Origin of the sequence: Streptomyces sp. NPDC029041 (assembly GCF_040637515.1) — a bacterium.
Taxonomy (GTDB): domain Bacteria; phylum Actinomycetota; class Actinomycetes; order Streptomycetales; family Streptomycetaceae; genus Streptomyces.
The window spans coordinates 550,312-576,118 of record NZ_JBEZWO010000005.1; the positions used below are offsets into that span (position 1 = coordinate 550,312).

A 25,807-nucleotide genomic window follows, 5' to 3' on the forward strand; every position below is an offset into this window, starting at 1 on the left:
GCTTGCTTTGCGGTGCTCCCCGGCTCGAAGGGGTTCGGCGCTCCTCAGCTCGAAGGCGTCGCGGGGGTCGGCTCCTGCTCGGGTACCCGCCGGCGCCGCCGGCGTTTCAGCAGGGCCCATGGCCCGCGCGGCCCGCTCGGCATCGCCGCCGCGACCTCCGTGCCCGCCTCCGAGGCGGCCTCCGCCGCCGCCCGTGCCACCGGAAGGAAGCCCTCGCGGCGGGAGGCGTCCGGGCGCTCCTCCTCGGCGGGCCACAGCCCCAGCGATGCGCAGACGGTCGGCAGCACCGCCATCGCCGCCGTCGCGTAGCCCTCGGCCGAGGGGTGGTAGCTGTCCGGGCCGAACAGCTCGCGCGGGTTCTCCGCGAACTCGGGGCCCAGCAGGTCGCCCAGCGACACCGTGCGGCCGCCCTGTTCGACGACGCCGATCGTCTGGGCCGCCGCCAGCTGACGGGAGGCCCGCCGGGCCAGCCAGCGCAGGGGCTGCCGAACCGGCTCGATCGTGCCGAGGTCCGGGCAGGTGCCGACCACGACCTCCGCACCGGCCGTGCGCAGCCGCCGCACCGCCGAGGCCAGACAGCGCACCGAGCGGGTCGCCGGCATGCGGTGGGTGACGTCGTTCGCCCCGACCATGATCACGCAGATGTCGGGCACGGGGCCGGGAGCGGCCAGCACCAGGGACACCTGGCGGTCCAGGTCGTCCGAACAGGCGCCCGGGGTCGCCACCGTACGCAGCTCCACCGGGCGCTCCGCCAGCGCGGCCAGCCCCGACGCCAGCAGCGCCCCCGGTGTCTGCCCGCCCCGGTGCACGCCCTGGCCCGCGGCCGTGGAGTCACCCAGCATCGTCAGCCTCAGCGGTGCCCCGGCCGGAGCGGCGTACGTACGGCCGTACAGCCCGTCCGCGTGCGGCACACGAGGGGACGTGCCGTTGCCCACCCGGCGCCGCGCCAGCTGCACCTCGGCCAGCACCAGCCCCAGTGCGGCCGCCCCGGCCAGACCGACCCCGCCGCCGCCGTACGCCGCGCCGGCCGCGATCCGCCGGGCCACCCTCGCCCTCGACATGCTCGTCATGCGTCGCTGCCACCTCCTCGAACCCGTACACCCAGTGCTTGCCCCGTACAGGCCGTCGCCCAATCGCGACGGGGAGTGAACGACCGTCACGGACCACCGCGAGGTCATAGGCTGGCGGCACCACTCAGACCACTTCTGCGGCATCCGGAGACAACGGTGCAGTTCCACGACTCGATGATCAGCCTCGTCGGCAACACCCCGCTGGTGAAGCTCAACAGCGTGACCAAGGGCATCAGGGCGACCGTCCTGGCCAAGGTGGAGTACTTCAACCCCGGCGGTTCGGTGAAGGACCGCATCGCCCTGCGCATGATCGAGGCGGCGGAGGAGAGCGGCGCGCTCAAGCCCGGCGGCACGATCGTCGAGCCGACCAGCGGCAACACCGGCGTCGGGCTCGCCATCGTCGCCCAGCAGAAGGGGTACAAGTGCATCTTCGTGTGCCCCGACAAGGTGAGCACCGACAAGATCAACGTACTGCGCGCCTACGGTGCCGAGGTCGTCGTCTGCCCGACGGCCGTCGACCCCGAGCACCCGGACTCGTACTACAACGTCTCCGACCGGCTGGTCCGTGAGACGCCCGGGGCCTGGAAGCCGGACCAGTACTCCAACCCCAACAACCCGCTCTCCCACTACCACTCGACCGGCCCGGAGCTCTGGGAGCAGACGGAGGGGAAGATCACCCACTTCGTGGCGGGCGTGGGCACCGGCGGCACCATCTCCGGGACCGGCCGCTACCTCAAGGAGATCAGCGGCGGCTCCGTGAAGGTCGTCGGCGCGGACCCCGAGGGCTCCGTCTACTCCGGGGGCTCGGGCCGGCCCTACCTGGTCGAGGGCGTCGGTGAGGACTTCTGGCCGACCGCCTACGACCGGACCGTCGCGGACGAGATCGTCGCCGTCTCCGACAAGGACTCCTTCCAGATGACCCGCCGCCTGGCCAAGGAGGAGGGCCTCCTGGTGGGCGGCTCCTGCGGCATGGCGGTCGTCGCCGCGCTGGAGGTCGCCGAGCGCCTCGGCCCGGACGACGTCGTCGTGGTCCTCCTGCCCGACAGCGGCCGCGGCTACCTCAGCAAGATCTTCAACGACGAGTGGATGGCCGACTACGGCTTCCTGGAGGACACGGGCCCGAGCGCCCGGGTCGGCGACGTCCTGAACGACAAGGAGGGCGACCGCATGCCCTCCCTCGTCCACATGCACCCCGAGGAGACGGTCGGTCAGGCCATCGAGGTGCTGCGCGAGTACGGCGTCTCGCAGATGCCGGTCGTCAAGCCGGGCGCCGGCCACCCCGACGTGATGGCGGCCGAGGTCGTCGGCTCGGTCGTGGAACGCGAGCTGCTGGACGCGCTGTTCAGCAAGAACGCCTCGCTGGAGGACCCGCTGGAGAAGCACATGTCCGCTCCGCTGCCGCAGGTCGGCTCCGGCGAGCCGGTCGCGGACCTGATGGCCGTGCTGGGCAAGGCGGACGCGGCGATCGTCCTCGTCGAGGGCAAGCCGACCGGTGTGGTCAGCCGGCAGGACCTGCTGTCCTTCCTCGCCCGCACGGGGAAGTGACGGCAGACATCCGGTGAACCGCCCGTGAACCGGGTGAACTTGCGGCGTCCGTGATCCTCACCGGCTCCGCGGAACCGGTACGCGGGTGTCATATTCGCGCAGCACTCGCTTAACACGGGTCCTGCACATTGGTGGGTGTCGGCAAGGGCGGGAGCGGCTCCCCGCCCCGGCCGGCGCCGAACGGCGTCACAGGACCTCCGGAGCGGCTCCCGGACCTCCACGGACGCCATGGACGCGCACGCCCGGCCTGACCGGACCCGCGTCCTTCGCGGGGACCGCCGTCGTCCCGCCCCCCGTTCACGGGGGTGCGGCGGTCCCCGCGCATCTCTCTCCCCCGACGCCGTCTACGCCCCCCAGCTGCCCAGCAGCTGGAGCCTCTCCGCCGTCCCGGAACCGGGTTCGGGCGTGTACACCACGATCGTCTGGTCCGGCGCCCCCGGGATGGTGAGCGTCTCGTAGGGGAGGGTCAGCAGGCCCGCGACCGGGTGCCGCAGGAGCTTCACGCCGTGGTCGCAGGGCTTGACCAGGTGATCCCCCCACAGTCGGCGGAACTCCTCGCTGGCCCGGGCGAGTTCGGCGACGAGCTCCCCCGTGGCGGGGTCGCCGGGATGGTGGCCCGCCTGCAGACGCAGGTGCGCGACCAGCTGGGCGGTGACGTCGGCCCAGTCCGGGTAGAGCTCGCGCGAGGCGGGGTCGAGGAAGAGACGGCGCGGCAGGCTGAGGTCGCCCGTGTCGCCGGAGCCGAGTACGGCTTCGGCGAGGGGGTTCCAGGCCAGGACGTCCATGCGGTGGTCCAGGACGTAGGCGGGATTGCGGTCCATGCCGTCCAGGAGCAGCTGGACACCGGGGCGCACCCGCGGGGCGGCCTGCCCGTGCCTGTCCCGCCGGCGCGGCCGGGCCACCGCCCGCAGGTACTCGTGCTCGGCCTCGTCCAGCCGCAGCACCCGGGCGATCGCGTCCAGCACGGCGTCCGAGACACCCCCGGACCTGGTCCGGGAGGGAGCCCCGGGCCCCCTGCCCTGCTCGAGACGGACGTAGTAGTCGACGCTCACCCCGGCCAGCTGCGCCACCTCCTCGCGGCGCAGGCCCGGGACGCGGCGGCGGCCGTACGACGGCAGCCCCACCTCCTCCGGCCGGATCCGGGCGCGGCGCGAGCGCAGGAAGTCCCCCAGTTCTCCGTCCATGGGCCCGAGCCTAGGCCGTCCGGGCCCGGCGAACCTGGTACTGGCAGACCCAGGATGAGCGCAGCCCTGGGTAGGCGGGACGAGGCCGCCGAGGGTGGTGTCCCAGGCCGGGGAGACGCCCCGGCAGGCACCGAGGAGGAACCCCATGCCGTACGACAGCCTGGCCGGCCGTACCGCCGTCGTCACCGGAGCCGCGAGCGGGATCGGCGAGGCCGTCGCCGTGCTGCTGGCCGCCCAGGGTGCCCGGGTGGCGCTGGTGGCCCGGCGTACGGAACGGCTCACGGCGATCGCCGGGAAGATCCGGGCCGACGGCGGGCAGGCCCTGGCCGTCGCGGCCGACGTCACCGACGAGACGTCCGTGGCGGACATCGCCGACCGCGTCCACGCGGAGTACGGGACCGTCGACCTGGTCGTGAACTGCGCCGGTGTCATGCTGCCTCACCCCGTGGACGCCCGGCGCACCGACGAGTGGCAGCGGATGCTCGACACCAACGTCGCCGGGGTGCTGCGGATGATCGGCGCCTTCACCGGCGACCTGGTGAGCGCCGCCGCGGACGGCCGTACGGCCGACATCGTGAACATCTCGTCCGTCGCCGCGCACCTCAGCTTCCCGAACTACGCGGTGTACGGCGCGTCCAAGGCGGCAGTGACCTATCTGTCGGAAGCCCTGCGCGGGGAGTTCGGGCCGCGGGACGTTCGGATCACCAACATCGAGCCCGGATTCGTCGAGAGCGAGCTGCGCACCCACATCGCCGACGCGGAACTGTCCCGGCAGGTCGAGGGCATGCTCGACGTGGTGGGCGCGCTGTCCGCGGAGGAGCTGGCCGACCTGGTGGCCTATGTGACGAGCCGGCCCCGCCGGGTCAATCTGCGGCAGATCGTCGCGCTGCCGACGCGGCAGGTCTGAAGAGGACCGGGGCAGGTCTGAAGCGGACCGGGGCAGGGCGCTCAGTCCTCCCAGCCGCCGTCCCGGGAGGACTTGGGGCGGCGGCCGAAGAGGTTCGGATTGGTGCGGGCCGCCTGGGCGACGTTGACGCCTACGATGCCCGCCCAGGCGACCAGCAGGCCGGGCAGCTGCGCCAGGCCCCCGCCGATCGCGGACAGCGGCACCGCGAGGACCAGGGAGACGATCCCGAAGCCGAACCGCTCGCCCCAGGAGTCCGTGGCCCTCGGCGACCGGGCGTCCCGGGCCGTCTGCATCTGCTGCTCGGCGAGCTGCCGGCGCACACGGCGCTCCACCGCGTCGTCGATCCGGTGGTCGACCTTCTCCAGGAAGGAGTCGACCAGCGCCGACTCGTAGTCCTCGCCCAGCTCCCTGCGGGCGTGCAGGGTGGCGTCGAGTTCCTTCTTCAGGTCGGTGTCCCGCGCGTCCATTCCCGTCATGCGGACCACGGTAGAAAGCGCGACCGCCGGACGCACTGGGGTTAGCCCCCCTGTTGCGCCGGGGGCTCGCGGTCGGGCCCCCGGCCCCCTGGGGTCCGGCTTGCCGCCCTGCATATGCTCATGCAGAATCCTCAGCTACTGAATAGGCGAGGGGGAGCACGTCATGAGCGTGACCGACAGCCCTGCCGCGCGGCTGCAGGCACTCTTCGAGGGCCACCGGCTGACGCCCACCCAGCGGCGCATCGCGCACAGCATGGTGCGGCGCGCCGCCGACGTGCCGTTCCTGTCGAGCGTGGAGCTCGCCGAGCTGGCCGGGGTCAGCCAGCCGTCCGTGACCCGCTTCGCCGTCGCCCTGGGCTTCGACGGCTACCCCGCCCTGCGGCGCCATCTGCGGGAGGTCGCCCCCGCCGAACCCGCCGAGGAGGCCGGGGCCCACAACGAGTACCAGCAGGCCGTCGAGGCCGAGATCGCGAACCTGCGGCACCTGGCGGAAGCGCTGGCCGACCCGGCGCCCGTGCAGCGCGCGGGGCGCCTCCTCGCGGCCTCCCGCCCCCTCCTCGTCCTCGGTCTGCGGGCCGCCGCCGCTCAGGCGCACGGCTTCGCCTACTTCGCCGCCAAGGTCCACCCCGACGTACGGCTGCTCGGCGAGGGCGGCACGATGCTCCAGGACCGCATCGACGCAGCCGTCCGGGCCGGCGCCAGCGCACTGCTCTGTTTCGCGCTGCCCCGGCACCCCCGCGAGGTCGTCGACACCCTCGGCTACGCCAAGGAGGCCGGGCTGACCGTCGTCACGGTCGCCGACTCCGCCTTCGCACCCGTCGCCAAGGTGTCCGACCTGCTGCTCCCCGCCGCCGTCGGCACCGGCCTCGCCTTCGACACGGCCTGTGCGCCGATGCTGCTCGGCCGGGTCCTGCTCGAGGCCATGTGCGACGACCTGCCCCAGGCGCAGGCCCGCCTGGAGGAGTTCGACACGAAGGCGGCGGCTCGGGGGCTGTTCGTCGACTGACGGCACGCCACGCGGCTTCTCAGACTCGTCTCACACTGCGCCGCTACCCTTCGGCTCCCCAAAGCTTCGGAGACCGGACGGAGGCTGGACGTGACACGCGGAGGACAGGGACTGGCCCGGGTGGCCGTCGTCGTACGGGCGGGGGCGGCCCCGCTGTGGTGGCTCGGAGTCCTCGCGGCGGGCATCGGCCTGCTCGCCCCGGGCCTGACCGGACGCCGCATCGGCGTCCTGGCGGGAGCGGCCCTCTTCGTCCTGGCGGCAGCCGCCGTGGCCTGCGGCCGTCGCAAGCGCTACGCGGCCCTGGCCGCCTCGGCGTCCCGGGCCGGAAAACACGACGTACTCCAGGACCGCGCGGTCACGGTACGCAACTGGAGCCGCGGACACCGCTGGTGGCTCCTCCTCGCCTTCCTCGCCGCCCTGGGCAGCGCGTTCGCCGCCCCGGCGGCCGGTGGCATGCTCCTGGCGGGCTGCGGCGCCGGCCTGTGGCTGAAGTCGGCCTGGCTGGGCCGCCGGGAGCGGGACGGTGACGCGCTGCTGTGGGTCCGCGTGGACTGGCTGCGCGGGGGAGCGGCCCACCCGGCCGGCAAGCGGGTGAAGGCCTACCGCAGCACGGGCATCGCGGCGGGCGACGCGGCACCGGGAGGAGCCCGGAGGAAGACACCGGCGTTGGTGTGATCGGCCAGGGGTCGACCGACCCAGGGGCGCGGGGCCGTATCGATCTGCGGCTCCGCCAGGCGGGCGTGTGTGATCGGGCAGTGGTTGGCCGACCCCGGGGGCGCGGGGAACTGCGCGAGCAGCCCCGACGCGCCCGCGGTCGGGCTCCCGGGCAGACCCCTTGCGCTGTGCTCGGGCGGTGGTCGGCCGACCCAGGGGCGCGGGGCCGTATCGATCTGCGGCTCCGCCAGGCGGGCGTGTGTGATCGGGCAGTGGTTCGCCGACCCCGGGGGCGCGGGGAACTGCGCGAGCAGCCCCGACGCGCCCGCAGTCGGGCTCCCGGGCAGACCCCTTGCGCTGTGCTCGGGCGGTGGTCGGCCGACCCAGGGGCGCGGGTCCGCATCGATCTGCGGCTCCGCCACGCGGCGTGTGTGATCGGGCAGTGGTTCGCCGACCCCAGGGGCGCGGGGAACTGCGCGAGCAGCCACGACGCACCCGAGGCCGGGACCCTACGGAACCTCCCGCGGCCCTCGCGTCAACGCATCGGCCTCCGCCCCACCCGACTCGGCAACGACCTCCTCCACGGTCTGCGCCCGCCGCACCACCGCGAACCGCCCGCCCGGCCCGAACCCGTACACCCCGGGCCGCACCAGCGAGTTGTAGCCGTAGTGGTGCGCGAAGTAGTACGCCCCGGTGTCCAGCGCCGCCGCGTAGTCCCCCTGCTCCAGCAGCGGCATGGACCGCCCCTCGGCCAGCAGGTCCCCCGCGAAACAGGCCGGCCCCGCGACGTCCTGCACCACCACCGGCCCCTCCTTCGGCCGCCCCTTCGCGTCGTACGCGGAGATCCGCAACGGCCAGCTTCCCGGCGCGTACACCGTCCGCGCGGCCACCTGCACCCCGGCATGCGTCACCGCCACCGCCCGGCCGCCGGAGGCCTTCGCGTACTCGACCCGTGCCACCACCGTCCCGTGCTTCGCCAGCAGCGACCGCCCGAACTCGGTGACCAGCCCGTACCGCCCGTCGACCAGCCCCGGTACCTCCTCCGCCAGCAGCCGCGCGTACTGCGCGTACGTCGGGGTCGTCTCCTCCGACGCGAAGTTCACCGGCAGGCCGCCGCCGATGTCGAGCGTGTCGACCTGCCGCCGCCCGGCCCGCCGGTTGATCTCCTCCGCCAGCGCGTACGTCTGCGCCACGCCCTGTGCCATGAGGGCCAGGGGAACGCCCTGGGACCCGGTGTGCGTGTGCAGCCGGGTCAGCCACGGTCGGTCCAGATACGCCTGGACGACCCACTCCCGGGCCCCTTCGTCGCGCAGCGCCACCCCGAACTTCGAGGTGGCCGTGGCCGTGGACAGCGCCTCGATGGAACCGCCGCCCACCTGTGGATTCACCCGGATCCCCAGGGGAGAGCGGCCCGCCCGTGACCGCATCAGGGAGTCGATGCGGTCCAGCTCCTGCGGGTTGTCCGCGTTGACGGCGATGCCCAGGTCCAGGGCCTCGCGCAGCTCGGCCGGCGTCTTCGCGGGCGAGTCGAGGACCGTCATCCGCGACGGCACGCCGGCAGCCCTCGCCAGGGCCAGCTCGCCCGGGCTCGCGACCTCCGCACCGACGCCCTCCTCGCGCAGCAGCCGCAGGACCGGCACCAGCGGGGTCGCCTTCACCGCGAAGGCGTGCAGCACGGGCGTGCCCGGCGCCACCACCGCCTCGAACACCGCCCGCAGTTCCCCCGCCGACTCCCGGATGCCGACGACGTCCAGCAGCCCGATGACGGGGCTGTCCTCCCCCAGCAGCCCCTGCTCGACGGCGGCCCGCACCGCCTCGTCGCGCCGGGCCGCCCGCCCGGTCCCGGTACCGTCCGGCTCTTTCGCGTCGATGTGTGTGCCCATGCGTCCAGCCAAACATCCACACCACCGCCGCGCCGACGCCCCGACGTATTGACTAGCTCTATTCATGAGTCCAGGATGTGAATAGAAGCGGCAACATTCCGCCGGGAGCACCCACCAGGAGGCAGACCATGTCAGGACCCCGCCCCGTCCGAGCGCCGCGCGGCACGGAACCGAGCGCCCTGGGATGGCAGCAGGAAGCCGCCCTGCGGATGCTGCAGAACAACCTCGACCCGGAGGTCGCCGAGCACCCCGACAAGCTCGTCGTCTACGGCGGCACCGGCAAGGCGGCCCGCGACTGGCGGTCGTTCGACGCCATGGTGCGCACCCTGCAGGGCCTGAAGCAGGACGAGACCATGCTGGTCCAGTCCGGCCGTCCCGTCGGCGTCATGCAGACCCACGAGTGGGCCCCGCGCGTCCTCATCGCCAACTCCAACCTCGTCGGCGACTGGGCCAACTGGGAGGAGTTCCGCCGCCTCGAACACCTCGGCCTGACCATGTACGGCCAGATGACCGCCGGTTCCTGGATCTACATCGGCACCCAGGGCATCCTCCAGGGCACCTACGAGACCTTCGCCGCCGTCGCCGCGAAGAAGTTCGGCGGGACCCTGGCCGGCACCATCACCCTCACCGCCGGTCTCGGCGGCATGGGCGGCGCCCAGCCGCTCGCCGTCACGATGAACGACGGCGTGGCGATCTGCATCGACTGCGACCCGCGCGCCATCGAGCGGCGCATCGAGCACCGGTACCTCGACGTGAAGGCCGACTCCCCCGACCACGCCCTGAAGCTGGCGACCGAGGCGCGCGACGCCCGCCGCCCCCTGTCCATCGGCGTCCTCGGCAACGCCGCCGAACTGGTCCCGCAGCTCCTCGCCAAGGGCGCGCCCATCGACATCGTGACCGACCAGACCTCGGCCCACGACCCCCTGGCCTACCTGCCGCTGGGCACCGCCTTCGAGGACATGGCCGACGCCGCCGCCAAGGACCCGGCCGGCTTCACCACCCGGGCCCGCGAGTCCATGGCCCGGCACGTCGAGGCCATGGTCGGCTTCATGGACTCCGGCGCCGAGGTCTTCGACTACGGCAACTCCATCCGCGGCGAGGCCCAGCTCGCCGGATACGACCGCGCCTTCGCCTTCCCCGGCTTCGTCCCCGCCTACATCCGCCCCCTGTTCTGCGAGGGCAAGGGCCCCTTCCGCTGGGCCGCCCTGTCCGGCGAGGCCTCCGACATCGCCAAGACCGACAAGGCGATCCTCGACCTCTTCCCGGAGAACGAGTCCCTGGCCCGCTGGATCAAGATGGCCGGCGAACGCGTCCACTTCCAGGGCCTGCCCGCCCGCATCTGCTGGCTCGGCTACGGCGAGCGCGACAAGGCCGGTGAGCGGTTCAACGACATGGTCGCGAGCGGGGAGCTCGCCGCACCGGTCGTCATCGGCCGCGACCACCTCGACTGCGGCTCCGTCGCCTCCCCCTACCGCGAGACCGAGGCCATGCTCGACGGCTCCGACGCGATCGCCGACTGGCCGCTGCTGAACGCCATGGTGAACGTCGCCTCCGGGGCGTCCTGGGTGTCGATCCACCACGGCGGCGGCGTCGGCATGGGGCGGTCCATCCACGCGGGGCAGGTGACCGTGGCCGACGGCACGGCACTCGCGGGCGAGAAGATCCGCCGGGTGCTCACCAACGACCCGGGCATGGGCGTCATCCGGCACGTCGACGCCGGGTACGACATCGCCGAGTCGGTGGCGGGGGAGCGGGGCGTCCGCGTCCCCATGCGCGAAGGTGACCCGGCGTGACCCAGGACACCGGCAGCTCCTTCCACCAGATGTGGCGCGAGCTGCTCCCCCTCGGACGCCACCCGGACTCCGGCGGCTACCGCAGGTTCGCCTGGAGCGGCGTCGACGGCGACTGCCGGGCCTGGTTCGAGGACCAGGCCACCGCCCGCGGGCTGCGCTACGAGCTCGACCGGAACGGCAACCAGTGGGCCTGGCTCGGGGACCCCGCCGAGGGCGACGCCGTCGTCACCGGGTCGCACCTGGACTCCGTTCCGGACGGTGGCGCCTTCGACGGCCCCCTCGGCGTCGTGTCCGCCTTCGCCGCGCTGGACGAGCTGCGCGGCAGGGACGCCCGCTTCGAACGGCCCCTCGCCATCGTGAACTTCGGCGACGAGGAGGGCGCCCGGTTCGGGCTCGCCTGCGTCGGGTCCCGGCTCACCGCCGGGCAGCTCACCCGCGAGCAGGCGCACCGCCTCACCGACGGCGACGGCGTGACCCTGCCCCGGGCCATGGAGGCGGCCGGATACGACCCGGACGCCATCGGACCGGACCCCGAACGGCTCGCCCGCATCGGCGCCTTCGTCGAACTGCACGTCGAACAGGGCCGGGCCCTGGACCTGTCCGGCGACCGGGTCGGCATCGCCAGCGCCATCTGGCCGCACGGCCGCTGGCGGTTCGACTTCCGCGGCGAGGCCAACCACGCCGGCACCACCCGCCTCGCCGACCGCCACGATCCCATGCTGTCCTACGCCGAGACCGTCCTCGCCGCCCGGCGCGAGGCCGAACTGGCCGGGGCCGTGGCCACCTTCGGCAAGATCGCCGTGGAACCCAACGGCGTCAACGCCATCCCTTCCCTGGTGCGCGGCTGGCTCGACTCCCGTGCCGAGGACCAGACGCGCCTCGACACCGTGGTCGGCGGTATCGAGAAGGCGGCCCGGAGCTATGCGGACGCGCACGGCGTCGACCTCGACGTCGTCCGTGAGTCCTTCACCCCCGTCGTCGAGTTCGACCACGCCCTGCGCGACGAACTGGCCCGCATCCTCGGCACGGACACCGGCCTCACCGTCCCCGTCCTCGGCACCGGCGCCGGACACGACGCCGGGATCCTGTCCGGGAGCATCCCGACCGCCATGCTGTTCGTGCGCAACCCCACCGGCGTCTCCCACTCCCCGGCCGAGTCCGCGAGCGAGGACGACTGCGTGGCCGGGGTACTCGCACTCGCCGACGTACTGGAAGGACTGGCGTGCAGGTGACGACAGCAGCCCCGCGGACGTACTGGCTGGAGCACGCCTGGCTGGGCACCCACGTCGAGCCAGGCGTGGTCCTGGAGGTCGCCGACGGCCGCATCGCCGCCGTCCGCACCGGCGTCCCCGCCCCGCCCCCCGGCGCCGAGGTCCTGCGCGGGCTCACCCTGCCCGGCCTGGCCAACGCCCACAGCCACGCCTTCCACCGCGCCCTGCGCGGCACCGTCCAGGTCGGCTCCGGCACCTTCTGGACCTGGCGCGAGGTCATGTACGCCACGGCCGCCCGGCTCACCCCGGACAGTTACCACGCCCTCGCCCGCGCGGTGTACGCCGAGATGGCCCTGGCCGGCATCACGGCGGTCGGCGAGTTCCACTACGTCCACCACGCCCCCGGCGGCACCCCCTACGCCGATGCCAACGCCATGGGCGAGGCCCTCATCGCAGCAGCCGCCGAAGCCGGTATCCGCATCACCCTCCTCGACACCGCCTACCTCTCCTCCGGCTTCGGGCAGCCGCCCACCACCCACCAGCTCCGCTTCTCCGACGGGGACGCCGAGGCCTGGGCCGCACGCTCTTCACTTCTCAAGGAACGGGATCACGCACGGATCGGCGCGGCGATCCACTCCGTACGGGCCGTGCCCGCCGACCAGTTGGCAACCGTCGCGCGGTGGGCCGAGGAGCGGCGGGCCCCGCTCCATGTGCACCTGTCGGAGCAGACCGCCGAGAACGAGGCGTGCCGGGAGATCCACGGCTGCACCCCGACCCAGCTCCTGGCCCTGCACGGCGTCCTAGGGCCGCGCACCACCGGCGTCCACAACACCCACCTCACCGCCGAGGACATCTCCCTGATCGGCGGCAGCGGCACCGGCACCTGCATGTGCCCGACCACCGAGCGGGACCTCGCGGACGGCATCGGGCCGGCCGTCGCCCTGCAGAACGAGGGCTCACGGCTCTGTCTCGGCTCCGACAGCCACGCCGTGATCGACCTGCTCGAAGAGGCGCGCGCCCTGGAACTGAACGAGCGGCTGCGCACCCGCACCCGGGGTCACTGGACGGCGGCGGCCCTGCTGCGGGCGGCCTCGCCCGACGGCCACGCGGCCCTCGGCTGGGACGAGGCCGGCGCCCTGGAGACCGGCGCGCTCGCCGACTTCACCACCGTCGCGCTGGACTCGGTCAGGACGGCAGGGCCGCTTCCGCGGCTCGGGGCCGAGACGGCCGTATTCGCCGCGTCGGCAGCGGACGTGTCGCATACGGTCGTGGCAGGCCGGCACGTCGTACGGGACGGGGTCCACTCCCTCGTGCCGGATGTGCCGCGGGCCCTCGCGGACGCCGTCGAAGCCCTGCGCGGATGAAGCCGAAGCATCCGGGCAGCGAATCCGAACCCACCGCCGACCAGGCCACCAAGGACGCCATGAGCAACGCGACGACCGTCAGCCCCGCCCACTCCGCGAGCACCGCAAGCACGCTCATCACCAACATCGCCAGCCTGGTCACCAACGACCCCTCCCTCGGTGACGGATCCCCCCTCGGACTGGTCCAGGACGCGGCCGTCGTCATCGAAGGCGACCGCGTCGTGTGGACCGGTGACCGAAGCAAAGCACCCGCCACTGACAATCGGGTCGACGCCGGCGGCCGCGCGGTCCTCCCCGGCTTCGTCGACTCCCACTCCCACCTCGTCTTCGCGGGCGACCGGACGCAGGAGTTCAACGCCCGGATGTCCGGGCGGCCGTACAGCGCGGGCGGCATCCGCACCACGGTCGCGGCCACGCGGGCGGCGAGCGACGAGGAACTCGAGGCCAACGTCACCCGTTACCTGAGCGAGGCCCTCCGCCAGGGCACCACCACGTTCGAGACCAAGTCCGGCTACGGCCTGACCGTCGAGGACGAGGCCCGGGCCCTGCGCATCGCCGCCGCCCACACCGACGAGGTCACCTACCTGGGCGCCCACATCGTCCCGCCGGACTTCGCCGAGGACCCGGCCGGCTATGTCGCGCTGGTCACCGGCGAGATGCTGGAGGCCTGCGCCCCGCACGCCCGCTGGATCGACGTCTTCTGCGAGAAGGGCGCCTTCGACGGCGACCAGGCCCGCGCGATCCTCACCGCGGGCAAGGCCCGGGGCCTGCACCCCCGCATCCACGCCAACCAGCTGTCGTACGGCCCCGGCGTGCAGCTCGCGGTCGAGCTCGACGCGGCCAGCGCCGACCACTGCACCCACCTCACCGACGCGGATGTGGACGCCCTGGCGGGCAGCCGTACGGTCGCCACCCTGCTGCCCGGCGCCGAGTTCTCCACGCGGGCCGAGTGGCCGGACGCGCGGCGGCTGCTGGACGCGGGTGTCACGGTGGCGCTGTCCACGGACTGCAATCCCGGCTCGTCCTTCACCTCGTCCGTCCCGTTCTGCGTCGCGCTCGCCGTACGGGACATGGGCATGACCCCCGACGAGGCGGTGTGGTCGGCCACGGCGGGAGGGGCGGCGGCCCTCCGGCGCGACGACGTCGGCCGTCTCACCCCGGGCGCCTACGCCGACCTGACGCTCCTCGACGCCCCGAGCCACGTCCACCTGGCCTACCGGCCCGGCGTCCCCCTGGTCAGCGGGGTGTGGCGGCGCGGCGAGCGGGTGCTCTGACTGCCGAACGGCCCGAAGGTTGTGCACGATTTCCCCACCGTATGCATCACAAGTGCATGACACATCGCAGTTGACGATCCGTCCGATCAACACCTCCCGCGCATAACGGACTTGACCCCCCTCACGGCGCGACGGAAGATCGCGCCAGTCGCACCGCGCACCATGACCCGTGCGCCGGCCGTACGCGACGAGGGGGGTTTTCTTTGCCATGCCCCCCGACGGGGGGTGCAGTTCCAGCACGGACACGTGGGTTTCGCACCGTGGCCGCGCCGAGGTGACAGCGCTTTCCTCCCCGCCTCACCATCCGGACGACAGGAGGAAGCCCATGGCAGACGAGATGGTGCAGCGCGCCCAGAGATTCATCAACACCACCTACAACAACGGCGCCACGCTGGGCATATCCAAGCTGGACGAGAACGGCCAGACCGGCTGGCCCGTGATGTACGCCCTGACCCGGGCGCTCCAGTACGAGATGGGCATCACCGCCCTGTCCGACTCCTTCGGCCCGACCACTCTCGGGAAGATCGGGGAGAAGTACGGCAAGCTCGACGAGACGACCATCCCGTCGGCCAACTTCTGCCGCATCATCCAGTCCGCCCTGTACTGCAAGGGCTACGACGGCGGCGAGATCGACGGCCAGTACAACGACCGGGTCAAGGCCGCGGTCGTGAAGCTCAACCAGAACATGGGCGTCTCCGGCACGTACCCGGGCAGCTCCCTGTGGCCCAAGGTGGTCAAGGGCCTGTTCAACATGGACGCCTACGTCACCGTCAACGACGGCTCGGACACCATCCGCACCATCCAGCAGTGGCTGAACGGCCGTTACATCCTGCGCAAGGACTTCTACGTCATTCCCTGCGACGGCCACCACTCCCGTGACGTCGCCAAGTCGATGCTGTTCGCGATCCAGTACGAGCTGGGCATGGCGGACGGCGTCGCCAACGGTGTGTTCGGGCCCGGCACACAGTCCGGCCTGAAGAGCCACACCGTGTCCACCGGCACCACCGGCGTCTGGGCGCAGCTGTTCACCGCGGCCATGGTGCTGAACAAACGCAACGTGCCGTTCGGCAACTTCACCTCCACGGTGCAGTCCGGCGTGGAGACCTTCCAGTCCTTCAGCAAGCTCCCGGTCACCGGCAAGGGCGACTTCCAGACCTGGGCCTCGCTGCTGGTCTCCTACGGCGACCAATCCCGCAAGGGCACCGCCTGCGACGGCGTCACCATGATCACGCCCGCCCGGGCGCAGGCCCTGAAGGACGCCGGCTACAAGTACATCGGCCGGTACCTCTACAACCCCTCCAGCACGAGCCTGCCGGAGAAGCAGATCCAGCCGGGCGAACTGGCCACCATCAAGGAGTACGGCCTCAACTGCTTCCCGATCTTCCAGACCTGGAGCCGGTCGGCCGACTACTTCAGCTACAACCAGGGCACCGCGGACGCGTTCCGCGCGATCGAGTGGGCCGAGTACCACGGCTTCAAGCCCGGCACCATCATCTACTTCGCCGTCGACTACGACGCGATGGACGGCGAGGTCACGGACTACATCATCCCGCACTTCCGGGGTGTGATGCGCACGATCGGCGAGAACTCCGGCTACGGCATCGGCGTCTACGGCCCGCGCAACGTCTGCCAGCGTGTCGCCGACGCGGGCTATGCGGCGACCAGCTTCGTCTCCGACATGTCCAGCGGCTTCTCCGGCAACCTCGGCTACCCGCTGCCCACCAACTGGGCGTTCGACCAGATCTCCACCATCAAGGTCGGCTCGGGGTCGGGTCTGATCGAGATCGACAACAACATCGTCTCCGGCCGGGACTTCGGCCAGAGCAGCTTCAACCCCGGCGCCGACCTCGGGGGGCTTGACACGGACCTGGACAAGGACGCGTACCGGGACTCCCTGCTCAAGGACGTCCAGGCGTACCTGACCTCGATCGGCGTGCCGGAGACCGGTGGCGAGAACTGGGAGCCCGATGACGACTGGGCCACGCTCGGCGGCATCTCCACCACCAAGGCCGTCGACCTGGTGCTGAGCGCGGACTGGCTGTTCACCTCGCTCGCACGGCAGCTCAGGCTCCGCAAGGCGCTCATCCAGGCGCCGGTCCTGTGGGAGCTGCGCAAGCTGAACCCCTTGGACATCGCAGCCGACGAGGCAGTGAAGAAGGGGCTGGACGACGACTGCAGCACCGGCTGGGGCCAGATCTTCGCCTGGGTGACGATCGATGCCCGCAACTACTGCCGGGAACAGGGCATCATCAACGGCTCGCCGCTCACGGACGACGACATCCCCACCGTGTGGAAGCAGCTCAACGAGGACCCGACGTACAACATCCGCTCGGTGGCGTACCTGACGATCTACAACGCCCACCAGATCGGCGCGCCCCGGCCGAGCCTGACCACCACCCCGGCCCAGCCCCAGGCCCTGCTGGCCCGGTACAACGGCACCGGCGACGACGCCGCGAAGTACGGCCGTGAGCTGCTCGGCCTGTACAACCAACTGGAGAACTACAACATGCTGTCGCGCGGTTAGAGAGACCACATGCAGACGAGCACCCCACACCAGTGGCTCCGGCTGAGCTTCCCCCTGGTCGTCAACGTCCTGCTGGGGATTCCGGCCGTGGTGCCCGCGTTCGTCCTGTGGTATTTCGCGGCGAACTGGCCCCTCGCCTCGCTGGGCTGGACCGACCGCGAGCCCACCGAGAACGACGGAGTGCTCCCCTGGGTGATGGTCGCGACACCGATCTTCCTCCTGTTCGGCCTCATCTGGTGGCTGGCCAACCGCCCGTTCCGCCGCAGGACGGCACTGTCACCCGGCAGGTACTGGCTGCTGAGCGCGGCGGCCACCGCACTGCCCACGCTCACTCTCATCGTCATCAGCCTGGGAAGGAACTGAAAACGTGTCCGACAATGCGCGCAACAGCATGATCGGCATACCGAGACGGACCCTGGTCAAGGGAGCCGGGGTGATCGCAGTCACGGCAGCCGCCGGTTCACTCGCGCCGGCCACCGCCGTGGCCGCCCCCGCGAGCGCTCCCCTGAGCGCCGCCCGGAAGAAGGCCCCCACCTCAGCCAACGGCTGGACCCTGGAGAAGGAGGCCAACCACGTCTCCACCGTCTGGACGCGCCCCGTCCCGGGTACCGGCCTCGAGGTCGACGTCCGGATCGGCGACGTGGAGGCGATCCTGCTCCGCGTCGTCCGGCGCTACCACTACGAGGTCGAGCAGCTGAACCGCGTCGACCTGGCGGGCTGGCAGCGGATCGGCGGCCTGGAGAAGGGCCGGCCGGAGTCCAACCTCGCCTCGGGCACCGCAGTGCGGATCCGTCCGGGCGCGGGCGCGAGCGGCAGCCTCTTCCCGCTGCAGGTGCTGACGGTGCGCGACATCCTCGCCGACTGCGAGGGCGTGGTGCGCTGGGGCGGCGACGACAGCCCGGTCGACGAGTCGCTGTTCTACGTCGACCGCGGGCCGGACGACGCGGCGGTCCGCAAGCTCGCCGACCGGCTGCGGCTGGCCGAGGCCACACCCGGGCACGGCGCCGGTGTGACGGTCGACGTGCTGGCCCCGTCCCGGCGCGAGCGCGCGAAGAAGCTGGTGCAGGAACAGCGGACGGGCTGAGCCCCTTACGGCACGCACTCAGGGGGCGGACCGTCCGGTCCGCCCCCTGAGGACAGCGTCACCTGTTCCTCTTGCAAGGAGGCCGCGGCGCTCACTCAGGGGAGGAAACGCCCTCGGGTGTTGTGGCCCGGAGCCTCTTCCCCGCAGGGAGGGGAGGACTCAGTCCTCGACGGTCAGCCCCTTGCGCAGCTTCATCAGCGTCCGCGACAGCAGCCGCGAGACGTGCATCTGCGAGATGCCGAGCTCTTCGCCGATCTCGGACTGGGTCATGCCCGCGACGAACCGCAGGGACAGGATCTTCCGGTCGCGCGGCGGGAGTTCGGCTATCAGCGGCTTCAAGGACTCGACGTACTCGATGCCTTCGAGGCCGTGGTCCTCGTAGCCGATGCGGTCCGCGAGCGCGCCCTCGGAGTCGTCCTCCTCCGGCTGGGCGTCCAGCGAGGAGGCGGTGTAGGCGTTCGACGCGGCCATGCCCTCGACGACCTCGTCGTTGGAGATGCCGAGGCGCTCGGCCAGCTCCTTCACCGTCGGGGCGCGGTCCAGCTTCTGAGCCAGCTCGTCACCGGCCTTGGCCAGGTCGAGCCGCAGCTCCTGCAGCCGCCGCGGGACGCGCACGGACCACGAGGTGTCGCGGAAGAAACGCTTGATCTCGCCGACGATGGTCGGCATCGCGAACGTGGGGAACTCCACACCGCGGGACAGCTCGAAGCGGTCGATCGCCTTGATCAGGCCGATGGTGCCGACCTGGATGATGTCCTCCATCGGCTCGCTGCGGGAGCGGAACCGGGAGGCGGCGAACTTGACCAGCGCGAGGTTCAGTTCGACGAGCGTGTTGCGGACGTACGAGTACTCGTGGGTCCCTTCCTCCAGCGTCTCCAGACGCTCGAAGAGGGTCCTGGACAACGCCCGGGCGTCGACCGCGTCGACTTCCTCGTACGGGGGGATGTCCGGAAGTCCGGCGAGGAGGCCGTCCTGTGTGACGAGCATCTCGGCCTGCTCGATGGGATCCAGATGGTCCGGAGGGGGTGTCGACGTCGCTTTGTGGGTACGCGATCCGTCGAGCCGGGGTGACATGATGTCCTCCATCGTTCTCGGCATATGGCTGCCGGAGCCGTTAGGTGCACTGCGGTGTGCGGCGCCTCCAAAGCCGGCCGTGTCGGGTACGTGTCCTTACTAGGCCTACCCGCTTTCCCGAGCCCACCGCAAGTGCGTTCTGTGGGCATATGTCCGTTTGTGTGTAGTTGTTCGGGTGTCGGACCGTGCTGGGAAGGCGTAGTGTTCGAGGGCGTCAGCAAGCAGCCTCGACGTCAGGAGAGAGAGACGGCATGGACCGCGGGACGGTCGGCAGCGCACAGTCTGGCCGGCTTCTGGTGGAGGTGCGGGAAGAGGGCTCTAGTGCCGTCGTGACCCCGGCGGGTGAGTTGGATCACCACACCGCCGATTTGTTGCGTGAGCCACTCGAGGACTGCCTCGCCAAGGGATTCAAGCGCCTGGTCATCGATTGCGCGCGCCTGGAGTTCTGTGACTCCACGGGACTCAACGTGCTCCTCGGGGCGCGACTGAAGGCCGAGGCCGCCGGGGGTGGCGTCTGGCTCGCCGGTATGCAACCGGTGGTGGCACGCGTGTTCGAGATCACGGGTGCGGACGCGGTCTTCAGGGTTCATGACTCGCTCGAGGCGGCCCTGGCCGACGAGTCGGGCTGACCGGCGGTGCGTCGTCGCGCGGTGCCTCGGCGATCCCCCTGTGACCGGCATCCCAGCCCCGTCACGTCTTTCGTGCGGAATACATGGGTGTTCAGCCGGTCCCCCCGGGCAGGAGACAACCTGAACCTGTCGGGCACCCGGGCGTCGCGAAACCGACGTGCCGCGCATGGCGTGACTGACTGTGTAGTGAATTTTCTGAATTGTGAACTGGTGAATCGGTGAGGTGAAGCGCTGATGAGCACCACCCGGCCCTACCCGCCGGGCGACCGCGGGCCGGAGCCCAGCGGCGCTTCCGGGGCGTCCGAGGGTGGCGTAGCGGCGACCGGTGCGTCCGGCGAGGGTGCGGGAGCGCCGTCCGGGGCCGCGCCGCCGCAGGGGGGTCCGCAGGTGCGTCGGCTGAGCTTCGAGGACGAGAGCGGCGTCGTTCCGCTGGCCCGCGACTTCACCCGCCAGGCGCTGTACGCGTGGGGCTGGCTGCCCGCCGCCTCCGCCGACCAGCGGGCCGCGGCCGAGGACGTGCTGCTGGTCGTCTCCGAGCTGGTGACCAATGCCTGCCTGCACGCCGAGGGGCCGGACCACTTGCGCATCTCCTGCGACAACAAGGTGATCCGCGTCGAGGTCGCCGACCGCGGAACCGGCCAGCCAGCACCCCGTACGCCGCACCGCGCGGGACGCCCGGGTGGTCATGGCATGTTCATCGTCCAGCGCCTGTGCCTGGACTGGGGCGTGGTCCGTGCGCCGGGAGTCTCCGGCAAGACGGTGTGGGCGGAACTGGGCGCACCCGCCTGATCCTGGGGATTCCTGTTCGATCGGCGGTGCCCGCGCGCCTGCCCGCATCCCGTGTGGTGCCCTGCGATGACGCTGCTCTCGCGGTCGTGCGTCCGAACGAGTGACCGCCCGTACCGCGGGGCCGCGGCACTTCCCCCTGGCACGTCCCTCACCGCATGCCCGATCCCGCACGGATACGGCGTGCGCCGTGTCTTCCTTCCTCGAGGCCCCGGGCGTACCTTGACGGCCCGATCTGATACGCCGTCAGGAAACAGGAAGGGGAGCGGCACCGTGTCGTACCGGAAACGAACCGCCGCGCTCGCGTCCGCCGCGGCCCTGGCCGGCTCGGCGGTGTGGATGGCCGCCCCCGTCGCCCGGGCCGAGGTCGTCGACGTCGACTACCAGTGCAAGACGCCGATCGGCGACAAGAGTGCCGTCTCTCCCATCGACATCAAGGGCGTCGAGAGGGGCGACGGCTACCGGATCACCATGTCCTGGCAGAAGGGCGTCTCCTCCAGCCCGGTCGAACTGGGCAAGGGCGCGATGACGCCGAGCGCCACCATCGCCCTGGGCGGTGCGGACAGCGGCACCCTGTCGGTGACCGGCCCCGCCAACGACGCCGCGATCCCGGCCAACACGCCCATCAGGATCAGCGACCTGAGCGGCACGTACACGCCGAAGAAGAGCGGCGAAGTGACCTTCACGGCCGGTGTGCTCACCATCAAGGCGCTCGGCACGACGACCACCTGCACGCCGACGAACGACCCGGGCCCGTCCCTCACCCTCGACGTCGAGGCCGCGGGGGGCGGCGGCACCACCGGCTCCGCCCAGGGCGGCGGCTCCGGCCCCGACACCGGCGCCGGGCTGCCGCAGACCGGACCCGAGGACTCGGCGGTCGCCCTCGGCACCCTGGGCGGCACGGTCCTGCTCGCCGGAGCGGCAGGTGCCCTGTGGCTGACACGGCGCCACCGGGGAGCAGGGGCAGACCGTTGACGGGAGTCCCCCGGCAGACGCACCGCTCCCGGGGTGCGGGCCGACCGCTGCCCCCGCGCCCCTCCCGGCCGGTGCGCCGCTGAGCGCAGGACCGCACGCCGCTCGGTCCCGACCCCGTGCCGGTCACCGTACGACCGCGGCCGGTGCACCGCTGAGCGCAGGACCGCACGCCGCTCGGTCCCGGCCCCGTGCCGGTCACCGTACGACCGCGGCCGGTGCGCCGCTGAGCGCAGGACCGCACGCCGCTCGGTCCCGGCCCCGTGCCGGTCACCGTACGACCGCGGCCGGTGCGCCGCTGAGCGCAGGACCGCGCGCCGCTCGGTCCCGGCCCCGTGCCGGTCACCGTACGACCGCGGCCGGTGCGCCGCTGAGCGCAGGACCGCACGCCGCTCGGTCCCGGCCCCGCGGCGGTCACCGTACGACCGCGGCCGGTGCGCCGCTGAGCGCAGGACCGCATGCCGCTCGGTCCCGGCCCCGTGCCGGTCACCGTACGACCGCGGTCGGTGCGCCGCTGAGCGCAGGACCGCACGCCGCTCGGTCCCGGCCCCGTGCCGGCACCGTACGACCGCTGGAGCCGCTGATGCCGCCCGCCTTCCGCCTTCGGTACGTGTCGCTGTGGGTGCTGTCGGCGCTGCTGGCGGCCCTGGCGGGCGCCGGGCCCGTCGGGGCGGCGGACCGGCCCCTCGTCGAGCTGTCCAAGGCCCAGGCGGGCACGGGCGGTTCGGTCACGGTCAGCGGCAGCGGCTGGCGGCCGCGTGCCCTGCTGACCCTGCTCGTGTGCGGGCAGGCCGAGCCGCGGCGGGGCGTGACCGGCGGCACCAACTCCTGTGCCAACGCCGACGGCCGCGCCGTCACCACCGGCGCCGACGGGCGCTTCCGCCGCGAACTGCCCGTCGTGGAGCCGCCCGTGCCGTGCCCCTGCGTGGTGCACGTGGCCACCGTGACCGGAGCCGCCGCCGAGGCCGACGCGGCCCTCCAGGTCGCCGGGCACGCGGTCGAGCCGCTGCCCGCGGATGCGGCCGGCGGACGGCTGTCCCTGCTCACGGACACCCGGCTGCGCGGCTCCGGCGGCCTGCTCACCTGGTTCGGCTCCCCGCCCTCCCGGACCCTCCTCGTCACCGTCGGCAACGTCGGAACGTCCCCCGTACGCGACCCGGTCTTCCAGGTGGGCACCTCGCACGGCGTGTACGCCCCCCAGTGGCAGGACCAGCGGTGGCGGGGCACGATCCGGCCCGGCGGCAAGGCCCGCATCGAGCTGCCCGTGGAACTCGGCGCCGGGGCGCACGGCGACTACACCGTGTCGCTGAAGTACGGCGGCAAGGTGCTCGCGGAACACCCCTGGGGCGTGGGCCGTCCCTGGGGCGTGACCCTGTTCTGGGTCCTCGTCCTGCTGGTCGTACCGGCGGCGCTGGTGCGCGGCGCACTGGCCGTGATCGACCACGTACGGCCCCGTCGCCCGGGCCACGCGGCGCGCCAGGCCCGCCGCCTGCCGCCACCCGCCCCCCGCCGGGCCTCCGCCACGCCCTGGTTCGCCCCGGACGGCGATCCGCCGGGACCGACCGGGACATGAGGAAGGGCCGTCACACCCCGGTGTGACGGCCCTTCCCCCTGGTCAGGCGGCGATGATCAGCGGACGTCGCCCATCAGCGACTTGATCTTCCTGCGGTACATGTACACCGCGAGACCGGCGACCACGGCGAGCACCGCCTCCGCAGCGACCGCACCGGTGCCGCTCAGATCCACGCCGCCGACGGCCGGGTTGGAGAGCAGACCCGTCACCGAGTCGCCCGCCGTGACCGCCAGGAACCAGACACCCATCATCTGGCTGGCGTACTTGGCCGGGGCCATCTTCGTCGTCACGGACAGGCCGACCGGCGAGAGGCACAGCTCACCGACGGTCTGGATCAGGTAGATGCCCACCAGCCACATCGGGCTGACCAGGGTGTCGCCGCCGGTCATGCCCAGCGGCAGCAGGAAGAAGAAGAACGACACGCCGATGAAGAACAGCGCCGCGGCGAACTTGGCGACGGTGCTCGGCTCCTTGCCCCTGCGGTTCAGCCACAGCCAGATCCAGGCGAAGACCGGGGCCAGCGCCATGATGAACACCGGGTTCAGCGACTGGTACCAGGAGGACGGGAAGTCGAAGCCGAGCAGCGAACCGGAAGCCTTCGTCTCACCGAACGCCTGAACCGTGGATCCGCCCTGGTCGTAGATCATCCAGAACGCGGCGGCCGCGACGAAGAACCAGATGTAGCCGGTCATCTTCGACTGCTCGACCGCGCTGAGCTCCTTGTCCCGCTTGATCCGGATCAGCACGCCGGCCGGGATGACCAGGCCGATGACCGTCAGCGGGATCATCGCCCAGTTCAGGGTGAAGTGACCGGAGAAACCGACGACGCCGTAGAAGACGGTCGCGACGATCAGCCACAGCAGGCCCTTGCGCAGCCACGACGCGCGCTCCTCGGCCGCCAGCGGCTTGGGCACGACGTTGCTCTGCGGGCTGAGGTTGCGGGTGCCGACGAGGAAGGCGATGAGGCCGATGCCCATGCCGAGCGCGGCCAGGCCGAAGCCGAGGTGCCAGCTGACCTGCTGGCCGACGGTGCCGATGATCAGCGGCGCGAAGAAGGCACCCATGTTGATGCCCATGTAGAAGATCGTGAAGCCGCCGTCCCGGCGCGGGTCGTCCGGCCCGTCGTAGAGGTGGCCGACCATCGTGGAGATGTTGGCCTTCAGCAGGCCGGAGCCCAGAGCCACCAGCGCCAGACCGGCGAAGAAGGGCGCCTGGCCGCCGGGCAGGGCCAGCACCAGGTGGCCGGCCATGATCGTGACGGCCGCGATCGCCACCGTCTTGCGCGGTCCCCAGACGCGGTCGCCGAGCCAGCCGCCGGGCATGGCGAGCAGGTACACCATCGACAGGTACACCGAGTAGATCGCCGTCGTCGTGGCGAGGTCCATGCCCAGACCGCCGCCCATGCTGCCCTTCTTGGCGTCCGGGCCGCCGGAGAGCAGGTACACGACGAGCAGGGCCCGCATGCCGTAGAAGCTGAACCGCTCCCACATCTCGGTCATGAACAGAGTGGCCAGTCCGCGGGGGTGGCCGAAGAAGGTCCGCTCGGCACCGGGGGTGCCCGGTCGGGCCGAGTCCTTCGTCAGGCTGGACGCCATGGGTCGTTCCTTGCTGCTCGGGACGCGCCCCGCGGCAACGGAGGTGCGCCCGGTGGGGGTGTGCCGGTACCGGCGGGCAAGGCCGTCCGCCCGACGCCTTCGGGAGGTCCGCTCCGGGGCGCGAAGCGGTGGGCGGTGGCCGCCGGGATCCATGCCTCTACGCGCGTCGCCGCACGACGAGGCCCGGCCACTGGTCGTTTCGGGTGGGGGGCCGGCGAGAACCGGATTGCACACAAAAGAGACCTTCAGGGCAAAGGCCTCCGAAGGTCGCCATGGTGCTACAGGCGTTGATTCACCATACGGCAGGACACCGCACCATATGAAAGGACTTGAGACACGGATCACAGGTTTCGAGGGAACCGTGCACCCGTTTCCAAGGTCCTTCTCACGATCCCACCCCAGAGGCGGAGGTTCTTACGCTTACCTCAAGAACGTAAGAACCGTGCATGCCGACGGTAAGAATCAAGGGTTCCGGTCACACCCCAGCTCAGGGCGTTGCAGGTCTACCATCACCTCATGACCCGTGTACTGCTCGCCGAGGACGATGCGTCCATCTCGGAGCCGCTGGCCCGTGCTCTGCGCCGGGAGGGCTACGAGGTCGAGGTCCGTGAGGACGGACCCACCGCTCTCGACGCCGGACTGCAGGGTGGCGTCGATCTGGTCGTGCTCGACCTCGGTCTGCCCGGCATGGACGGTCTGGAAGTGGCCCGCCGCCTGCGGGGCGACGGCCACGCCATCCCGATCCTCATCCTGACCGCGCGCGCCGACGAGGTGGACACCGTCGTCGGGCTCGACGCGGGCGCCGACGACTACGTCACCAAGCCGTTCCGGCTCGCCGAGCTGCTCGCCCGGGTGCGGGCCCTGCTCCGGCGCGGCGTCTCCGAGCCGCAGCAGCCGCCCGCCACGCACGGCGTGCGCATCGACGTCGAGTCGCACCGCGCCTGGATGGGCGAGGAGGAGCTCCAGCTCACCGCCAAGGAGTTCGACCTGCTGCGGGTGCTGGTGCGCGACGCGGGCCGGGTCGTCACCCGCGACCAGCTGATGCGGGAGGTCTGGGACACCACCTGGTGGTCGTCGACCAAGACCCTCGACATGCACATCTCCTGGCTGCGCAAGAAGCTCGGCGACGACGCGGCCAACCCGCGCTTCATCGCCACCGTGCGCGGTGTGGGTTTCCGCTTCGAGAAGAGCTGAGCCGCGAGG

The 25,807-nt window shown here is 71.9% G+C and carries 22 protein-coding genes; 16 read left to right on the forward strand and 6 right to left on the reverse strand.

The features are described from left to right. Positions 1-44: 44 nt before the first annotated feature. A complete protein-coding gene (locus AB0F04_RS15880; RefSeq protein ID WP_362041810.1) occupies positions 45-1,070 on the reverse strand; it encodes an SGNH/GDSL hydrolase family protein in 1,026 nt (341 codons plus the stop codon). Between the two features lie 156 nt (positions 1,071-1,226). On the opposite strand from AB0F04_RS15880, the gene AB0F04_RS15885 reads away from it, so the two are divergent. Further along, positions 1,227-2,615, forward strand: a complete 1,389-nt coding sequence (locus tag AB0F04_RS15885) for a cystathionine beta-synthase (protein ID WP_362041813.1) — start codon at positions 1,227-1,229, stop codon at positions 2,613-2,615. Between the two features lie 344 nt (positions 2,616-2,959). Here AB0F04_RS15885 and AB0F04_RS15890 read toward each other — a convergent pair whose 3' ends face one another. Next, positions 2,960-3,799, reverse strand: coding sequence for a helix-turn-helix transcriptional regulator (locus AB0F04_RS15890; protein ID WP_362041816.1), 840 nt, complete (start codon positions 3,797-3,799; stop codon positions 2,960-2,962). A gap of 145 nt (positions 3,800-3,944) precedes the next feature. On the opposite strand from AB0F04_RS15890, the gene AB0F04_RS15895 reads away from it, so the two are divergent. Then, the gene (locus AB0F04_RS15895; RefSeq protein ID WP_362041819.1) at positions 3,945-4,706 is read left to right on the forward strand and encodes an SDR family oxidoreductase; all 762 of its coding nucleotides are present in this window, start codon (positions 3,945-3,947) and stop codon (positions 4,704-4,706) included. 41 nt (positions 4,707-4,747) lie between these two features. Here the strand turns inward: AB0F04_RS15895 and AB0F04_RS15900 are convergent, their stop codons facing one another. After that, positions 4,748-5,173 carry a hypothetical protein gene (locus AB0F04_RS15900; RefSeq protein WP_362041965.1) on the reverse strand — a complete coding sequence of 142 codons (426 nt, stop codon included), beginning with the start codon at positions 5,171-5,173 and terminating at the stop codon, positions 4,748-4,750. 172 nt (positions 5,174-5,345) lie between these two features. Between AB0F04_RS15900 and AB0F04_RS15905 the strand changes: the two genes are divergently transcribed. Continuing rightward, positions 5,346-6,188 (forward strand): MurR/RpiR family transcriptional regulator, encoded by an 843-nt coding sequence (locus tag AB0F04_RS15905; RefSeq protein ID WP_362041822.1) that lies wholly within the window; start codon positions 5,346-5,348, stop codon positions 6,186-6,188. 90 nt (positions 6,189-6,278) lie between these two features. Continuing rightward, complete coding sequence (locus AB0F04_RS15910; protein ID WP_362041824.1) at positions 6,279-6,863, forward strand: hypothetical protein; 585 nt, start codon at positions 6,279-6,281, stop codon at positions 6,861-6,863. Positions 6,864-7,351: 488 nt separating this feature from the next. On the opposite strand, the gene AB0F04_RS15915 is transcribed toward AB0F04_RS15910, so the two are convergent. Beyond that, the gene (locus tag AB0F04_RS15915; protein WP_362041826.1) at positions 7,352-8,725 is read right to left on the reverse strand and encodes a diaminopimelate decarboxylase; all 1,374 of its coding nucleotides are present in this window, start codon (positions 8,723-8,725) and stop codon (positions 7,352-7,354) included. Between the two features lie 128 nt (positions 8,726-8,853). On the opposite strand from AB0F04_RS15915, the gene hutU reads away from it, so the two are divergent. The 7 genes from hutU (at position 8,854) to AB0F04_RS15950 (ending at position 17,975) form a co-directional block, all read left to right on the forward strand. Next, positions 8,854-10,518 (forward strand): urocanate hydratase, encoded by a 1,665-nt coding sequence (hutU, locus tag AB0F04_RS15920; RefSeq protein ID WP_362041827.1) that lies wholly within the window; start codon positions 8,854-8,856, stop codon positions 10,516-10,518. 29 nt (positions 10,519-10,547) lie between these two features. After that, positions 10,548-11,750 carry an allantoate amidohydrolase gene (locus AB0F04_RS15925; RefSeq protein ID WP_362041967.1) on the forward strand — a complete coding sequence of 401 codons (1,203 nt, stop codon included), beginning with the start codon at positions 10,548-10,550 and terminating at the stop codon, positions 11,748-11,750. Then, positions 11,741-13,093 (forward strand): formimidoylglutamate deiminase, encoded by a 1,353-nt coding sequence (locus AB0F04_RS15930; protein ID WP_362041828.1) that lies wholly within the window; start codon positions 11,741-11,743, stop codon positions 13,091-13,093. The genes AB0F04_RS15925 and AB0F04_RS15930 overlap by 10 nt, the downstream gene beginning before the upstream one ends. Then, positions 13,090-14,367 carry an imidazolonepropionase gene (gene hutI / locus AB0F04_RS15935; RefSeq protein WP_362041831.1) on the forward strand — a complete coding sequence of 426 codons (1,278 nt, stop codon included), beginning with the start codon at positions 13,090-13,092 and terminating at the stop codon, positions 14,365-14,367. Before AB0F04_RS15930 ends, hutI begins: the two co-directional genes overlap by 4 nt. A 325-nt stretch (positions 14,368-14,692) precedes the next feature. Next, positions 14,693-16,891, forward strand: a complete 2,199-nt coding sequence (locus AB0F04_RS15940; RefSeq protein ID WP_362041833.1) for a glycoside hydrolase domain-containing protein — start codon at positions 14,693-14,695, stop codon at positions 16,889-16,891. Between the two features lie 9 nt (positions 16,892-16,900). Further along, the gene (locus AB0F04_RS15945) at positions 16,901-17,254 is read left to right on the forward strand and encodes a hypothetical protein (protein WP_362041836.1); all 354 of its coding nucleotides are present in this window, start codon (positions 16,901-16,903) and stop codon (positions 17,252-17,254) included. 28 nt (positions 17,255-17,282) lie between these two features. Then, positions 17,283-17,975 carry a hypothetical protein gene (locus AB0F04_RS15950; RefSeq protein WP_362041970.1) on the forward strand — a complete coding sequence of 231 codons (693 nt, stop codon included), beginning with the start codon at positions 17,283-17,285 and terminating at the stop codon, positions 17,973-17,975. Between the two features lie 159 nt (positions 17,976-18,134). Here AB0F04_RS15950 and AB0F04_RS15955 read toward each other — a convergent pair whose 3' ends face one another. Then, on the reverse strand, positions 18,135-19,061 hold the full coding sequence (locus tag AB0F04_RS15955; RefSeq protein ID WP_362041838.1) for an RNA polymerase sigma factor SigF: 927 nt from the start codon (positions 19,059-19,061) through the stop codon (positions 18,135-18,137). Positions 19,062-19,300: 239 nt separating this feature from the next. Here AB0F04_RS15955 and AB0F04_RS15960 point away from each other — a divergent pair, with 239 nt between their 5' ends. From AB0F04_RS15960 to AB0F04_RS15975, 4 genes are all read left to right on the forward strand, one after another. Next, positions 19,301-19,678: an STAS domain-containing protein gene (locus AB0F04_RS15960; protein WP_362041839.1), complete on the forward strand. Its 378-nt coding sequence runs from the start codon at positions 19,301-19,303 to the stop codon at positions 19,676-19,678. 234 nt (positions 19,679-19,912) lie between these two features. Beyond that, positions 19,913-20,467 carry an ATP-binding protein gene (locus tag AB0F04_RS15965; RefSeq protein WP_362041841.1) on the forward strand — a complete coding sequence of 185 codons (555 nt, stop codon included), beginning with the start codon at positions 19,913-19,915 and terminating at the stop codon, positions 20,465-20,467. A gap of 270 nt (positions 20,468-20,737) precedes the next feature. After that, positions 20,738-21,439 carry an LPXTG cell wall anchor domain-containing protein gene (locus AB0F04_RS15970; protein WP_362041843.1) on the forward strand — a complete coding sequence of 234 codons (702 nt, stop codon included), beginning with the start codon at positions 20,738-20,740 and terminating at the stop codon, positions 21,437-21,439. A 580-nt stretch (positions 21,440-22,019) separates the two neighbouring features. Then, complete coding sequence (locus AB0F04_RS15975) at positions 22,020-23,009, forward strand: hypothetical protein (RefSeq protein WP_362041846.1); 990 nt, start codon at positions 22,020-22,022, stop codon at positions 23,007-23,009. Between the two features lie 56 nt (positions 23,010-23,065). Here the strand turns inward: AB0F04_RS15975 and AB0F04_RS15980 are convergent, their stop codons facing one another. Then, entirely contained in the window at positions 23,066-24,604 is a 1,539-nt protein-coding gene (locus tag AB0F04_RS15980; RefSeq protein ID WP_362041848.1) for an oligopeptide:H+ symporter, read from the reverse strand. Between the two features lie 516 nt (positions 24,605-25,120). On the opposite strand from AB0F04_RS15980, the gene AB0F04_RS15985 reads away from it, so the two are divergent. Beyond that, a complete protein-coding gene (locus AB0F04_RS15985) occupies positions 25,121-25,798 on the forward strand; it encodes a response regulator transcription factor (RefSeq protein ID WP_362041850.1) in 678 nt (225 codons plus the stop codon). Positions 25,799-25,807: the final 9 nt, after the last annotated feature.